The 15,331-nt window shown below is 62.7% G+C and carries 12 protein-coding genes; 5 read left to right on the top strand and 7 right to left on the bottom strand.

Features of this window, described 5'->3' with window-relative positions:
* Window positions 1–52 precede the first annotated feature (52 nt).
* The 3 genes from SJY18_RS09330 to SJY18_RS09320 form a co-directional block, all read right to left on the bottom strand.
* Complete coding sequence (locus SJY18_RS09330; RefSeq protein WP_396667342.1) at window positions 53–589, bottom strand: hypothetical protein; 537 nt, start codon at window positions 587–589, stop codon at window positions 53–55.
* A gap of 19 nt (window positions 590–608) precedes the next feature.
* Window positions 609–2,630 (bottom strand): primary-amine oxidase, encoded by a 2,022-nt coding sequence (locus SJY18_RS09325; RefSeq protein WP_396667341.1) that lies wholly within the window; start codon window positions 2,628–2,630, stop codon window positions 609–611.
* A gap of 74 nt (window positions 2,631–2,704) precedes the next feature.
* Entirely contained in the window at window positions 2,705–4,180 is a 1,476-nt protein-coding gene (locus SJY18_RS09320) for an APC family permease (protein ID WP_396667340.1), read from the bottom strand.
* Window positions 4,181–4,414: 234 nt separating this feature from the next.
* Between SJY18_RS09320 and SJY18_RS09315 the strand changes: the two genes are divergently transcribed.
* Complete coding sequence (locus SJY18_RS09315; protein ID WP_396667339.1) at window positions 4,415–5,947, top strand: APC family permease; 1,533 nt, start codon at window positions 4,415–4,417, stop codon at window positions 5,945–5,947.
* A complete protein-coding gene (locus SJY18_RS09310) occupies window positions 5,886–6,659 on the top strand; it encodes a helix-turn-helix domain-containing protein (protein ID WP_363583019.1) in 774 nt (257 codons plus the stop codon). The genes SJY18_RS09315 and SJY18_RS09310 overlap by 62 nt, the downstream gene beginning before the upstream one ends.
* A 59-nt stretch (window positions 6,660–6,718) precedes the next feature.
* On the opposite strand, the gene SJY18_RS09305 is transcribed toward SJY18_RS09310, so the two are convergent.
* The 4 genes from SJY18_RS09305 to SJY18_RS09290 all read right to left on the bottom strand — a co-directional run bounded on the left by SJY18_RS09305 (window position 6,719) and on the right by SJY18_RS09290 (window position 11,229).
* Entirely contained in the window at window positions 6,719–8,242 is a 1,524-nt protein-coding gene (locus tag SJY18_RS09305) for a nucleobase:cation symporter-2 family protein (RefSeq protein ID WP_396667338.1), read from the bottom strand.
* A 161-nt stretch (window positions 8,243–8,403) separates the two neighbouring features.
* Window positions 8,404–8,613: an SCO4848 family membrane protein gene (locus SJY18_RS09300; RefSeq protein WP_396667337.1), complete on the bottom strand. Its 210-nt coding sequence runs from the start codon at window positions 8,611–8,613 to the stop codon at window positions 8,404–8,406.
* 114 nt (window positions 8,614–8,727) lie between these two features.
* Window positions 8,728–10,596 (bottom strand): alkyl/aryl-sulfatase, encoded by a 1,869-nt coding sequence (locus tag SJY18_RS09295; RefSeq protein WP_396667336.1) that lies wholly within the window; start codon window positions 10,594–10,596, stop codon window positions 8,728–8,730.
* Between the two features lie 117 nt (window positions 10,597–10,713).
* On the bottom strand, window positions 10,714–11,229 hold the full coding sequence (locus tag SJY18_RS09290) for an adenine phosphoribosyltransferase (RefSeq protein WP_337336760.1): 516 nt from the start codon (window positions 11,227–11,229) through the stop codon (window positions 10,714–10,716).
* A 99-nt stretch (window positions 11,230–11,328) separates the two neighbouring features.
* Between SJY18_RS09290 and SJY18_RS09285 the strand changes: the two genes are divergently transcribed.
* Genes SJY18_RS09285 through SJY18_RS09275 form a run of 3 tightly spaced genes read left to right on the top strand, consistent with a single transcriptional unit; the run spans window position 11,329 to window position 15,321 of the window.
* A complete protein-coding gene (locus SJY18_RS09285; RefSeq protein ID WP_396667335.1) occupies window positions 11,329–13,011 on the top strand; it encodes an alpha-amylase family glycosyl hydrolase in 1,683 nt (560 codons plus the stop codon).
* Window positions 13,012–13,047: 36 nt separating this feature from the next.
* A complete protein-coding gene (locus SJY18_RS09280; RefSeq protein ID WP_396667334.1) occupies window positions 13,048–14,094 on the top strand; it encodes a LacI family DNA-binding transcriptional regulator in 1,047 nt (348 codons plus the stop codon).
* A 9-nt stretch (window positions 14,095–14,103) separates the two neighbouring features.
* Window positions 14,104–15,321 carry an amidohydrolase gene (locus tag SJY18_RS09275; protein WP_396667333.1) on the top strand — a complete coding sequence of 406 codons (1,218 nt, stop codon included), beginning with the start codon at window positions 14,104–14,106 and terminating at the stop codon, window positions 15,319–15,321.
* Window positions 15,322–15,331 lie beyond the last annotated feature (10 nt).

Raw genomic sequence — 15,331 nt, 5'->3', positions numbered from 1 at the left:
CCCTGAATTCTGTTGCCGATGGGTTACGGACGCGCGCTCATTCTGGTGCCGCTCACAGAATCAGCGCGGCTCCCATGATGGCTGTCGACACTCCCATGGCGCTAATCTCCAGTCTCGCCAGTCGTGAGAACCTTCCGTGCCGGTGCATCGCGGTCGCCAGCGACCACCCTCCATAGCCCACCGCGATGGCGACACAAAAAGTCAAGTACGACACTGCGGTGCTGGCATGCTGATGCACCCCAGCAGACAGCTCCACCGGTGAACCGGCTGGTGCCATCGCCATCACGATAACCGCCATCACGACCATCCCGAGGGCTGAGTGCGCGCCCATCATACGCGCCGATCTTGGCCCATTTCGTGCGCCGCACGCAAGGCCGCGCACCGCCACCATCAGCAACGCGAACGCAATCAGAACAGCGCTCCAGAAAACTGGAGCGATCACCGACCAGAACATGACATCCAGCATCGCCGTCAGCATGATCAGCGACGCCAAGAGTTCGGGCGCTCGCACCCACCGACGATCGGCAGCGATACAACACGTGCCAATCGCGGCGGGAACGAGCGCCCCCACGTGGAAGATCTCTCCCATGTGCTCAGTCCGATCCAAGTCAGTGGCAACAGGAATCCGGGGCGGCAGCCTCGGGTTGTGCTTCAACGGGGTTGCCGGTCGAGCAGTGGGCGCTCACAGGCGGTGGCACATTGAGTGTGGGGTTGCGGTCGAAGAAGTTGTAAGGCTTCAGCGTGAACTTGGCGTAGTCAGTCGGCATGACTGGCCAGTCCTCATTGCGTGGGAAGTGCGTCAAGCCGAAAGTGTGCCACAGCACGAGGTCCTCACCCACGAGGGGCTCGTCTCCCGCGATGAACTCGGGAATTCCGCCGCCGCCAGGATGCTGGTTGACGAAGTCGCCCGCGGCGTATCGCTCGGAGTGGTCGTACTTGGTGACGTAGAGGTTCTTCGTCGCAAAATCGGCCCGCTTAGCGATCACCGAATCGCTCGCCGCCATCAAGGTAGGAGTCTCGGTGGGGAACAACATGTATGACGTGGGCTGGCCGAGGCTGCTGGTCTTTTCGGTCGAGGCGATCTGCCACACCCGGTTTACCTGTCCGTCAGCGACGCGACCCGAGACAGCCTCAGATTCAATGGGCGTCACCTTCTTAGTGAAGGCGTTGCCGACCGGGTTCGTCTCGGAGATAGGCAACCGGACGGCGTCAATCTCGTTTACAACATTCGCCACACCATCCACTGTCATATCGAGGCGCATGTTGAAAAGGTGCTGATGATAGGGCGCGGCGAGTCCCGGAGCCACCTCAGAGGCGTAGGGGTAGGGCGTGCCGTCTTCGGCATCTCCGGGATAGGCGGACGTGAACAGAACGCCGGTGAGCTTCGCTTCACACTCGATAGTGCCGTCGAGATACAGGTACCAGTAGAAGCCGTAGTCGTAGTTACCCACGGTCGTGAAAAAGGAAATCACCAGGCGCCGCGCGCGACGCACTTCTTGAGATTCCGTGAAGATGTCGGTGTGCTTCCACAGGGTGCCAAAGTCTTCTTCGTGCATGCAGATGCCGTTGGAGACGGTTCGCGGCATGCCCAGTTCGTCCGCGAAGACAGCGTCGAAGTACTTGATCTCACCCACGCAGTCGCACCCGAGCGCAAGCGAGTTCGTGTAGCGACCGAACATGTACTCGCCGGTATCGAAATAGTTCTGCCAGAAGCGGTTCGGGTTCGGCTCGGCGTAAGGCACCAACATCTCGCTCACCGAACCGCGATACATCACTGGGCGGTCAACGCCCTGGTCGGCGAAGCTCAACTCGCGCATGATGAGACCCTCGCGCATGTCGAAGCCCACGCGCAGTTTCCAGTTGCCCCAGGTGACGTGCTCACCGTCGACATTGAAGCTCGGACCCTCCGGCTGAGTGATCACGATCGGCTTCAAGCCCTCGAGGGGAGCGCCCTGCATGGCAGGGTCATCGAAGTTTCCTGACGTCTCAGGCACGTCGTAGCCGGGGGTATCGATGATCTCGATGACCGAACGGCTGGCCGTGTCGACGTAGGCGGTGAGCCCGGCAACGGGGTGCGCCCACGGGTGGTCGGCTTCGTGGTCCATGCGGAACACGAACGAACGCAGGATCCGCCGACCTTCCTCATTGGCAAAGCCATAATTGCCGGGCGACAGCGGCACGGCGACGACCTGGTCCATCGTGAGACCACGAGTCGCAAGCGCCGCTACCCATGCCTCGTCTGCGGCGAGAATCACACCGACGTCTTCGAACTCGGCATCAAGAATGGCGAGCTGTCCGTTTGATCCATCAAGAACCTCGTGCGAGATTACGCCCCCGGTCGTGATCGAGATGACGCTGTCAGTCGATCGCGCCGTAGCCATGTCGAGCAGCTGCACACGAGCACGGCGATCCGGCAGCGCACCACTGTCTGCCCCCCAGGCAAGAACTTCACTCTTGAGCGGCTCTTCGAGGCCGACGTATGCGAATCGGGTTGTCTCCGTGAAGTCTTCGAAGCTCAGAACCAAGAGGCGCACAGCCTCGATCTCGGCAGAGCTCAGCGAGGCGAGGGGATGAACCGGGGCGGCCGGGGCGGTGTAGGCAGAGTCAGTTACGGAATCAAGAATGGTCATGGATTTCTCCTTCAATCGGAACGAGGACGACCGCCGCCGGGATGAGGTCGGCGGCGGCCGTACATATTTTTCAGTCAGCCGGCGATCGAGTCGGTCAGCTTCACATAGGCGGCAGGCCGCTTGTTCTTGATCCAGCTCGCTTGGATGTATCCGATCGCGGGGAAGATCACAATCAGTGACAACAGGAACCAGCTCACGCCACCGAACACCGGCGCGCCCTCGGCATCTGCGTCGCCGACCATGATCGGGAAGTACGCAATGACTAGTGCGGCCGCCGTCACAAGGCCAATAAAGCCAAGGGCCGGAGCGATGACCGTGTTCCAGACGCGGCGATCGCTCTTCGTCTTGGCGAAGTAGACGATGACAGCGAGCGAAGTGATAGCCATCAGCACTGCAATCGCCAGCGTGGCGACCCCTGCGAACCAGGTGAATACCTGCAATACGGGGTCAAGCCCCAGCGACGCGAAGATGATGATGAGCACCGCTGCCGTCACCGTCTGGACGAGCGAGGACACATGGGGTGACAGATGCTTGGCATGTACGTTCGCGAGGCGATCGGGCAGCACGCCAGCGTTGGCCATGGAGTGCTGGTAGCGCGTGACGACGTTGTGGAACGACAGTACGCATGCGAACATCGCCGTGATCAGCAAGATATTGACGCCGACTTCACCGATGACGCCAAGGTAGCGCGCCATGGTGGTGATGATGAATGTGCCCGGATCTTCGGCCACAACGTCAATGACGCCGTTCGGGCCCCACGCCATGATGAGCGCCCACGATGACACGGTGTAGAAGATCCCGATGCCGATCACCGCAGCATACGTCGCGCGCGGGATTGTCTTGTCGGGGTCTTTTGCCTCGTCACGGAAGATTGCGGTGGCTTCGAAACCGATGAAAGCGGCGATCGCAAACATCAGACCGACTCCGGGTGAGCCGCTGACGACGTTGGCGGGCTCAAACGGCGCAAGGCTCAGACCCTCCTCGCCGCCCGTGGCCACAACTGCGATCACCAGGGCGATCACGATGCCAACCTCCGCGACGAGCAGAACGCCCAGCACCTTACTCGACAGGTCGATGTGACGAAACCCAAGAATGCCGACCAGCGCGATCACGGTGAGAGAGAAGACCCACCACGGCACAACCGGTCCGCCGAGCGACTCCAGCGTGATCGACAGAATGTAGCCGACGTAGGCATGAACCGAGACCTGGATGGTCGTGTATGTGAGCATGGCCAACCATGCGCTGGCGAGTCCGGTCGAGCGACCTAAGCCGTAGCCCACATAGGTGAAGAATGCTCCCGGCTTGGGAACGTGACGCGTCATGGCCGCAAGACCGACCGAAAACAAGAGCAAGATGACGGCGCTGATCGCGTACAGCGAAGGGAAGCCGATGCCGTTTCCGATCAGGATGCCGAGGGGCGCCGCTCCACCGATGACAGTAAGAGGAGAGGCAGCGGCAACGACCATGAAGACGATCGCCGTGACGCCGAGAGAACCAGTGAGGCCGCGTTTCGCGGAATCCTCGACTCCCTGAGATTGCAGTTGAGTCATGTCGTGCCCGTTTCTGTAGGGGTGATGTGCGGGAGCTAGCCGCGGCAGATGGTGCAGATAGATCGACAATGACTGACTCGAGTTGCCCCGCTGTCTCAGCAGCGTGAAGCCTCAACCACGGCATCTGAGACGTGCCGTCTCAGATGTCTCATTCGGCGTCACACACCGGAAACACGCGGGACGCGATGGAGCAACGGTCAGCGCCTAACCTGGCGGCAACCCTCGGAGGAGCTCATGTCCGCACTCGAACGCGCGATTGCACGGCCGCAACCAGTGCACGGGTTTGGCTCACGTTCACCGCTCGACGGCCTCGACCGTAGAAGTGTCGGCTTCGCAGACGTGCTTGCTCAATCTGTCGCTGCCGTCGCTCCGTCTGCTGCTGCAACAACCGTGGTGTTGTTGGTCGCTGGCGTCGCGGGTTCAGCGGCAGTCCTTGCCGTCGCCGTCGCGGGAGTGCTCGCTTTGCTGATCGCATCGACCATCAACCAGTTCGCCAAGCGCATGGCCACGGCTGGCTCGATTTACACGTTCGTCTCCAAAGGTCTGGGCTCTGGTGCTGCCGTCGTCGCAGGAGCAGCGATCATGATCGGCTACGGTTTCATCTCTGTGTTCGCACTACTTGGGGGAGCCCACTATCTGACATTGCTCATTAGTGCCTTGTGGCCATCATTCGGGGGACCGCTAGCCACCACTGCGACCCTCGCGGGTCAGGCCGCAGTGCTTGCGATCGTGCTGGTGCGTGGAATTCGCCTGTCATCACGTTTGGCTTTGGTGGTCGAACTCGTGTCTGTCGCGATCATCGTGGCGCTGTTCATCGCCTTACTCGTGCAGATTGGCCCGATCGATCTCAGTGCGATCGTTGCGCTGGATGATCTCTCGGCGGCTGGTCTGGCCGCAGGCGCGGTGCTGGCGTTGACAGCTTTCGTCGGCTTCGAAAGCGCGGCGACGCTGGGTGTCGAGGCGCGATCGCCGCTGCGCAACATCCCGCGTGCGATCGTGGGCACAGTTCTTGTCTCCGCGGTGCTCTACGTGCTCGCCGCGTACACCCAGATCGCGGGGTTCGCCGCTCTCGGGCAGTCTTTTGCCCAGTCGACATCGCCGGTGAACGATCTCGCCGACGCTTTCGGCGCGGCGCAGCTGGGCGTGCTGATCGATCTCGGCATCACCGGATCGTTTCTCGCGTGCGCGATTGCTTCGACCACCGCGCTCACCCGGTTACTTTTCTCGATGGGTCGCGACGGCGTTGCGCCCCGGGCGTTCGGAAAGGTTCACGCCCGCCATCGAACCCCCATCGTCGCCATCGGTGTCGCCGTTCCCTTGGTCACATTGGGATCAGTTTTGGCGGTACTGACCGGCAACAGCCCGTGGGAGGCCATGCAAGCGGTCATCGCGATCTCAGCGACCGGCTACATCGTCGCCTACGCTCTTGTCTGCATTGCTGCCCCGGTTTTCTTGCGCCGCATCGGCGAGAACACCTTCGCTTCGACGCTGATTGCGATCGTTTCGACTATCGCTCTAGCCGGCGGACTCTTGATCTACCTGGCTTACGAGGGCATGCGCGGAAACCTGGGTGTAACGGTAGCCCTTGTCGTTGCGGCAATTGCGGCGTGCCTCGTAGCGTGGCGCCTGCGGCGCGGGGCTGCCTCGCTTGCAGGCATCGGCACGTACGACGAGCCCATCGCAGCCCACGTGCTCGGTGGGGTAAATGACGCCCACCGAGGCAGGCCGCCAGCACGAGACGCCTCCGACAGCTCGCCCGGTGTCTGAGGCGACTCTCGTGATGCCTGGTGCAGCAGCAGATCTAGGTGCTCGGCAACCTCGGGCCATTCACAGTGCACTCACGGTGCTCGAAGCGGTCGCTGAACTTGGGCCCGGTGCCACTGCGCGCGAAATCTCCACCGCCCTCGGGCTACCCCGGGCTACGGCGTATCGACTGCTGAACCTGCTGGTGCAGGACGAGTTCCTTGTACGCACCCCTGATCTCACGGGCTTCGCGCTCGGAGCAAAGGTCGTACACCTCGCCTCAGCCGCAGCCCCCGTGCGCTTATCCACGGCTGCGCGTCAACTGTTGACCGAAGTGCGCCGTTCGGTACGCGGGGGAGTTCAGGTAGTGATGTACACCGATGCACGTATCTCAGTGGTGGACTCAGATCCAGACTTTCCGTTCAGTGATCCGGTTCGCCTAGGACGTGAACCACAACGGTATGCGTTGGGCCGTCTCCTGCTTGCGGAACAATCTGAACCCGCCAGCGCGCTCTCACCCGACACGATCGCCGATGTGGCGAGGTACGCGGCCGCGCGCCAGATGAATGAGCTCATCTCGGGCTACGGCTGCCTTGCGGTCGGCATCCGCGATGAACGCGGTGCTCTCGCCGGCGCCCTTGGCTTCTCCGGCCCTGTGCATCGCATCAGCAATCCAGAAAACGTGCTGGCCTCGCTCCGGCCCGCAGCGAGGCGGCTCGCGCCGCTCGTCAGCTGATCCAATAGGTGGCGCGGCGCCGGCGTCGGGCAGCGTCGCGCCACCGGGTGCTGGAAACGTCAGTCTTTGCTAGCGGGTGGCGCAGGCTCGGCAATGGCGCCGGACGCAGCATCCACTTCTGGCTTGTCTTCGAGAAGCTGAGTGGGAATCAGGCCCGTTCCCCGAGCGTCGGGGTGCACGAGCGCGGCAGCGGCGGGGCCGCGCACGGCGTCATAAGACCCCATACTCGGGTCACTCATCTTGGCTGCCCGCATCTCTTCAGAGTTGAGCAGCAGATTCAACAAGATCGCAGTGATGGCGCCTGCGCTGATGCCCGAGTCGAAGATCAAAGTGAACCACTCAGGAAACTGGTCATAGATCGTCGGCGTCACGGTCGGCAGCAGCGCCACGCCAACCGAGATCGCGACGATGAGCACGTTCTTGTTGTTGAACTTGACCTTCGTCAGAGTGCGGATTCCCGATGCGGCGACCATGCCGAACAGTGCGATGCCCGCCCCACCGAGTACGGCGCGCGGCACCCCCTCGACCACGGCCGAAACCTTCGGGATGAGACCCAGCGCCACAAGAATCACACCGGCTGCCGTCGCGACGTAGCGCGAGCGCACACCCGTGAGAGAAACCAAGCCGACATTCTGGGCGAATGCGGTGTAGGGGAACGTGTTGAACACACCGCCGATCACGGTGCCCAGACCATCAGCGCGAAGACCGTCAGCAAGTTGCTTACGACCGACCGGCTTCTCAACAATCTCGCCGACGGCGATCATATCGCCGGTCGTTTCGGTCATGATCACGAGACCCACAATGAGCATCGAGACGATGGATGCGACTTGGAAAGTCGGCAACCCGAAGTGGAACGGAGTCACCACGGCGAACCACTGGGCGCCGTCAACGCCTGACCAGTCGACCATGCCGGGAACGAAGAGCGCTGCGATCGTGCCAAGCACCAAACCGAGCAGTACCGACACTCGCTGCAACGCCGGTGGCGCGAAGCGCTCGATCAGAATGATGAACAGCAGCGTGCCGAAGGCAAAGGCGACGTTTATGGGTGGTGCCCCGTCGTCGGAACCGTCGACAATCCAGCCAGCGGCGACGCGCATCAGTGAAAGGCCGATGATGAGGATCACCGTGCCAGTCACGATCGGCGGGAAGAATCTCAGCAGCTGCGCAAAGAACGGAGCAACGAGAATCATGAACAGACCACACGCGATGGTGGCCCCGAAGATGGCTTGGATGCCTTCGCTCTGACCGATCGCGATCATCGGGCCGACGGCAGCGAAGGTCACCCCTTGCATCAGCGGCAGTCGCACCCCGAACTTCCAGAAACCCACGGATTGGATGATCGTGGCGATACCGGCGACAAAGAGGTCGGCGCTGATGAGGAAGGCCATGTCTTCTGACGAATAGCCGAGAGCGCCACCCACGATGAGCGGTACCGCGACGGCACCGGCGTACATCGCGAGAACGTGCTGCAGTCCTAACGGAAACAACCGGCCCATCATGGGCACGGAATCGACTGTGTTCGACTGAGCTCGCGCCTTGCGGGCGGCTTTCTTGTCGACGGGTGGTTCGTCGGTCTTCGTCATGGCGCGCTCCCATCTATCGGGGCGCGCACACGGGGTGTCGCCCCGTCGCTGTGATCAAGACCGTAGAGCCCCACAGCACTTGCGGATACAGCAACCGTGCACACTTCTCACGGATTTCACGGGGCGAAACAGACCCACAACACGCGGGCACGACCAGGCACTTAGACGAGAAGCAGCACGCCTATGACGAGGGAAGCCGCGGCGAGCACCAACGCGATAGTGATGAGCACAACGTGCACTCGGTAAAACGCCGTGCGCGCGCCAGGCTCACCAGCGCGGGCGTCGTTCGCGATTCGGGGGTAGAAGCGCGGCCACACCACGGCGTTGAAGACGGCGTTTGCGAACAGGGCAATGGCTGCGATGGTTTCCACCCCTCGAGCGTACGTTGACCCCAAGGTCATGCCTCCACGGCGCCATGAAGACAAGCCAACACCCGCCGCACGCCTGAAATCCAGACAATGCGACGGGTCGTTCGATCACAAGACCTACGGCGTAACGATATTGAACGAGTCGTCACCGGGGGCGAGCACGGCGAGCAGCTGCTGCAAGATGTGGGCGTCACCGACTGTCTCGATACCGGGCGATGAAGAATCGCCCGCCAGCAGTGCAAGCAAACGCAGCTTGGCAATCTTCAAGGTCACGCCAACCTCACCGCCAGACTTTTCGCGGTACACCAGCACACCGTTGCGGACCGTCACTGCGAAGCGGCGATCGGCATCGGTGAATTCGATCGCGAAAGCGAGATCGAGCTCCCAGGCCTTTGGTCCGTCGATGCGGATCGCGATTGAGTCAAGCAGCTGTTCCGGTGAAAGCTGCGCCAACATAGTTGGCGCGTTGGTCTTGATAGGTGTCCCGAAATTCGCGCCCCGCAACTCGGTCGCACCCGACAGAAAGAAGTTTCGCCAGGTTCCGTTCTCTGAACCGTAGGCCAGCTGCTCAAGAGTGTCGGCGTAGAGCGCGCGTGCGGCCGCGTGGTTCTCCTCGACGAAGATCGCGTGGTCAAGCAACGTGGCCGCCCAACGGAAGTCGCCGCCGTCGTGGGCTGCCTGCGCGACCTCAACAACACGGTCAATGCCACCGATGGCGTCAACGTAGCGGGCAGAAATCTCGGTCGGCGGGTGTGCCCACAGGCGCGCCGGGTTTCCGTCGAACCAGCCCAGGTAGCGCTGCACGATCGCCTTGACGTTGTGGCTGACTGACCCGTAGTAGCCGCGCGCGTTCCATGCGTTCTCGAGTGCGGGCGGAAGCACGAATGCTTCTGCTGCCTCTGCTGCGGTGTATCCGCTGTTGATCAGTCGAAGCGTCTGGTCGTGCAAGTAGGCATAGAGGTCGCGCTGCGTCGACATGAATTCGACGATGCGCTGCTCACCCCATGTCGGCCAGTGGTGCGAGGCAAACACAACGTCGGCGCGTCCGGCGAAGGTGTCGATCGCCTCGGTGAGGTACTGCGCCCACACGTGAGGGTCACGCACGAGTGCGCCGCGCAAGGTGAGCAGGTTGTGCAGCGTGTGTGTGGCATTTTCGGCCATGCACAGCGCGCGGTGCTTGGGAAAGTAGAAGTGCATCTCAGCGGGTGCCTCGGTGCCCGGCGCCATCTGAAACTCGATTTCGACACCATCGATGGTGTGGGTTTCACCCGTCGTCGTGATCTCGAGCGTGGGCGCGATGATCGCCACCTCACCGGTAGAGGTGGTCTGACCAAGCCCCGCACCGACCGCGCCCTGCGGGCCGCGCTCCAGCGCCTGCCCATACATGTAGCCGGCGCGACGCGACATCGCAGTGCCCGCGTAGACGTTTTCAGATACCGCTTCTTCAACGAAGCCTTCGGGAGCGATGATCTGCACCACACCCGAATCGACTTCAGCCTGCGACGTCACACCGAAGATGCCTCCGAAGTGGTCAATGTGCGAGTGCGTGTGGATCACCGCCACGACAGGCCTCTCACCCCGGTGCTCGCGGTAAAGCGCAACAGCCGCGGCCGCGGTCTCAGTCGAGATCAACGGATCGATGACGATGATGCCGGTTTGCGACTCGACGATCGTCATGTTCGACAGGTCAAGACCGCGCACCTGATAGATGCCATCGGTGACTTCGAACAGGCCCTGCGTCGCAACCAGTTTGGACTGGCGCCAAAGACTCGGATGGACCGTCGTGGGGGCATCGCCCTGCAGAAACGCGTAGCTGTCGTTATCCCACACGACGGTGCCGTCTGCTGCGCGCACAATGCCCGGCTTGAGCGCTGCAATGAAGCCGCGTTGCGCGTCTTCAAGATCTCGTCTGTCAGAAAACGGCAACGATCTCAGTGCCTCGGCATGCTGCGCTTGGATCGTGAGCGTCGCTGGGTTGTGGTTCATTGCGAAGTGCTCCTGTTCACCTGCTGACGACCGTCTTTGGTCGTCGTACCAGGCTAAGAGTAAGCAGGTTTCGAAACCACCACCAACGAGTAAACAGTCGCGGCTGGTGTCGGCGGCTCAGGCGGTGAACACCGAGTGCACGTCACCGACGACGGCGCGCCCGCCCAGCGCCTCGAGCTCCATGAGCACCGAGGTCGCCACGACGGTGCCACCCAGCTTCGAGACCAGTTCGTGCGCGGCGACCAGCGTGCCTCCGGTGGCCAGCACGTCGTCAACCAGCAGCACCCGAGCACCGGGCTTCATGTCATCGTGCGCCTCGATGGTCGCGGTGCCGTATTCGAGCGTGTACGAAACGGCAGCAGCTGGTCGAGGCAGCTTGCCTGCTTTGCGGATCGGCACCAGCCCAACGTTCGCCGCCACGGCGATCGCACCAGCGAGCAAGAAGCCACGCGCTTCCACACCCGCCACGACGTCGAACTCGCCAGCGAAGGGTTCGATCATCGAATCGATCACCGCTCGATGGGCCGCGGCATCAGCCAGCAAGGGCGTGATGTCGCGAAACAACACACCTGCTTCGGGATAGTCGGGTATGGTGCGGATCAGCGACTGGGCGCGCTCTAGGGCTGCGTTCACTCGCCCACGATACCCCGCGTCGCACGACGTACTGAGCGACAGCACCACCGCCCGACCTTCTATCTCACAGGATGTAAGCGCTTGCATTACGCTGATGAAATGACTTCTCCCGTTCCAGGCACGCTCCCCACAGAATCCGAAGGCCGCGTTGGCAAGGAGTGGTGGCGCACCGCCGTGATCTACCAGATCTACCCGCGCTCGTTCGCCGACGCCACGGGCAACGGAATCGGCGACCTGCCCGGCATCACCTCGCACATAGGCGACCTCTCTGATCTGGGCGTCGACGCCATCTGGTTGAGTCCATTTCAGCGGTCTCCGCAGAAAGATGCGGGCTATGACGTGTCGGACTACTGCGACGTTGACCCACTCTTCGGCACGCTAGACGACTTCGACGACATGCTCGCCGCGGCGCACGAGCGCAGCATCCGGATCATTGTGGATCTTGTTCCAAATCACTCGTCCGACCAACACATCTGGTTTCAGCAGGCTCTTGCAGCCGCTCCAGGCAGCGCAGAGCGCGCGCGCTACATGTTCCGCGACGGCAAGGGCGCCAATGGCGAACTGCCCCCCAACAACTGGGACTCCGTCTTCGGTGGCCCCGCGTGGACGCGTATCAAAGAGGCCGACGGCAGCGATGGCCAGTGGTACCTGCACCTCTTCGACTCGTCGCAGCCCGACTTCGACTGGACCAACGAAGAGGTGCGCGAAGAGTTCCGCGGCATCTTGCGTTTCTGGCTCGACCGGGGGGTCGATGGCTTCCGCGTCGACGTCGCTCACGGCATGATCAAGGCCGATGGCCTGCCCGACTACACCCCCGATCCCGAGGCAGGGTCGATGGGTGGCGAAGAAGCCGATGTTCCTTACTGGGGCCAAGACGGTGTGCACGACATCTACCGCGACTGGCATCAGGTTGTCGCGGAATACGACGGCGACCGCGCGCTCTGCGCCGAAGCGTGGATGCCCACGCCAGAGAAAACCGCGTTGTGGGTGCGCCCCGATGAGATGCACCAGGCGTTCAACTTCGCCTATCTCGAGACCGATTGGAATGCCGCAGAACTCCGCGCGGTCATTGATCGCTCCCTCGCGGCGTACGGTGCCGTCGGCGCGCCGAGCACGTGGGTGCTGTCAAACCACGACGTTGTACGTCACGCGTCACGCCTCGCACTGACGGCCGAAAACCCGCAGGGCGCCGGCATCGGCCCCGATTCTGCGGGCCTTCCCGACCCGGTCGTGGGCCTTGCCCGCGCGCGAGCAGCCACAACGCTCATGCTTGCTCTTCCGGGATCGTCTTATCTCTACCAAGGCGAAGAGCTGGGGCTGCCCGAAGTGATCGACATTCCCGGCGAGGCACGGCAAGACCCCACCTGGTTCCGCACAAACGGTGAGCGTTACGGCCGCGACGGGTGCCGAGTTCCGATTCCGTGGACTGCCGAAGGTGGCGCCTACGGTTTCAGCGAGTCCGGAGAATCCTGGCTGCCGCAGCCAGCCGAGTTCAAGACGCTGGCGCGCGATCAGCAGCTGGGAGATCCGTCGTCGACGCTCTCGCTGTATCGCACGTTGCTTGAGCAGCGGCGAACTCACGACCTCGGTGCGGGCTCCATCGAGTGGCTCGAGGGCTTCGGTGACAACACGGTGGCTTTCCGCAACGGTGATGTCACCGTGATCGCCAACACCGGCTCCTCGGCAATCGACCTGCCGCGCGGGTCGGTCATCGCGAGCAGCGGGCCTGTTCATGCTGGAGAGCTTGCGGGCGACACGACTGTCTGGATCGTCGTCTCTTAGCGAGGTCGGCGGGCGCAGCGGCTGGGGACGTACAGAATGGTGAGCATTGACGAGGTCGCCCGGCGCGCTGGCGTTTCGACCGCCACGGTCTCGCGGGCGCTCAGCGGGCGCGGGAATGTCTCCGCGCCCACACGCGAGCGAGTCGAAACGGCGGCATCGCAGCTGGGATACGTGGTGTCTGCCTCTGCGTCTAGTCTCGCGTCAGGACGCATGCGCAACATCGGCGTGCTGGTTCCCTACATTGACCGCTGGTTCTTCTCCACCGTGCTGAGCGGCATAGCCACCGCGCTCATGCGCCGTGGCTATGACATCACGCTGTACAACCTGACCGCTGATCGCGCCGAGCGCCGTGATCTCTTTCAGACGTTTCTTCGGCGCCAGCGGGTCGACGGCATCGTGGCGATCTCCATCGAGTTGGATGCGACTGAGACGGAACTACTGAGGCAGCTGAAGCTTCCGGTCATCGCGATCGGTGGCCCGAACCCCCAGTTGACAACGCTCACGGTCGATGACGTCGCGGTGGCACGCCTTGCGACTGAGCACCTGTTGACGCTCGGTCACCGAGAGATCGCTCATATCGGGGCGAACCCCGAGTTCGACATCGACTTTCACGTGCCCACCCAACGCCGCTTGGGGTTCGAACACGCGCTCGCCGATGCCGGCATCGCCGCGGAGGCGTCGCTATATGAGCCCGCTGACTTCACCATTGAGGGTGGTTTTCGCGCGGCCAAGCAGTTGCTGGGAAAGCCGGGCGTCAGCCCATCGGCCATCTTCGCCGCCTCAGACGAGATGGCGATCGGGGCGCTGCTCGCCGCGCGCGAGCTCGGCTATCGCGTGCCCGACGACCTTTCGGTCGTTGGCATCGACGGCCATGATCTGGGTGAATTCTTCAACCTGACCACGGTCGACCAGTTTCCGCTCGGTCAGGGTGAACGAGCCGCCGAGGCGCTGCTGAGAGAGCTCGAGCCTTCGGCATGCGACCCGCTGCAAGAACCGACGAGCCTGCCGTATGAACTCATCGTGAGAGGGTCAACAGCCCGATTCCACCAGACCTCACCCGCGGCGACGGCCCGCTCGTCGTAGGCTCGGGTCATGGCTATCGATCTCGACGCGCTCTACATCGACCTGCACCGCCACCCTGAACTCTCGTTCCAAGAGACCAGAACGGCCGGCGTTATCACGCAGAAGCTCGACGAACTGGGCATCGAATACGAAGAAGGAATCGGAAAGACCGGTATCGCTGCCGTGATTCGCAACGGCGAGGGCCCGGTGGTGTGGCTGCGGGCTGACACCGACGGCCTTCCCGTAGAAGAAGCCACCGGGCTTGAGTACGCCAGCACGGTGCGCGGGGTAGATCCGGCCGGAACCGCAGTACCGGTCATGCACGCGTGCGGCCACGATATGCATATCTCGGCGATGATCGGCGCTGTCGAGCAGCTCACCCAAACGAAAGACGAGTGGTCGGGCACCCTCGTGATCGTCTTTCAACCTGCAGAAGAATACGGCGCGGGCGCACAGGCGATGATCGCCGATGGCGTGCTCGAGCGCTTTCCGAAGCCAGACATCGTGCTCGGTCAACACGTCACTCCCTTGCCTGCGGGCACGATCGGTGTGCGCAGCGGCACGCAGATGGCTGCCTCTGACGGCCTGCGTGTCGTATTGCACGGGCGAGGCGGCCATGGCTCGCGGCCGCACTCGACTGTCGACCCGGTTGTCATGGCAGCGGCAACGATCATGCGTCTGCAGACGATCGTGTCGCGCGAGATAGATCCTCGAGATGTCGCAGTCGTCACTGTGGGCTCGATTCACTCGGGGCTGAAGAACAACATCATTCCGCCCGACGCCACGCTCGAGCTCAGCCTGCGATATCCCAATGATGAGGCGCGCGAGCGCGTTATGGCCAAGGTTGAGCGCATCGTCAACGCCGAAGCGGCAGCATCGGGCGCCGAGCAAGCCCCCACGATCACGATCGATCACACGCTTCCGCCCACGATCAACGACGACGCTGCGACCGCACGTCTGCGCACGGCATTCGATTCGGCATTCGGTGCGGGCACTGTTGTCGACCCCGGCATGTTCACGGGTAGCGAAGACGTGTCATGGTTTGCGCGCGAAGCAGGCGTGCCGTTGGTCTACTGGTTCTGGGGCGGAGTCGACGCGAAGAAGTTCGCCGAGGCATCGGCCGCGGGAACAATCGAACGCGACATTCCGACCAACCATTCGCCCTACTTCGCGCCGGTGCTGCAGCCGACGCTGTCGAACGGCGTCGCAAACCTCGTGGTCGCGGCGCGCGAGTTTCTCGGCTCGTAGGCGCGAGCAG

Origin of the sequence: Microbacterium sp. R86528, assembly GCF_044596335.1 — a bacterium.
In the GTDB taxonomy this organism is placed as follows: Bacteria; Actinomycetota; Actinomycetes; order Actinomycetales; family Microbacteriaceae; genus Microbacterium; species Microbacterium marmarense.
Note: the sequence above shows the minus strand (reverse complement) of the source record. Positions and strands in the feature narration are given on the sequence as shown.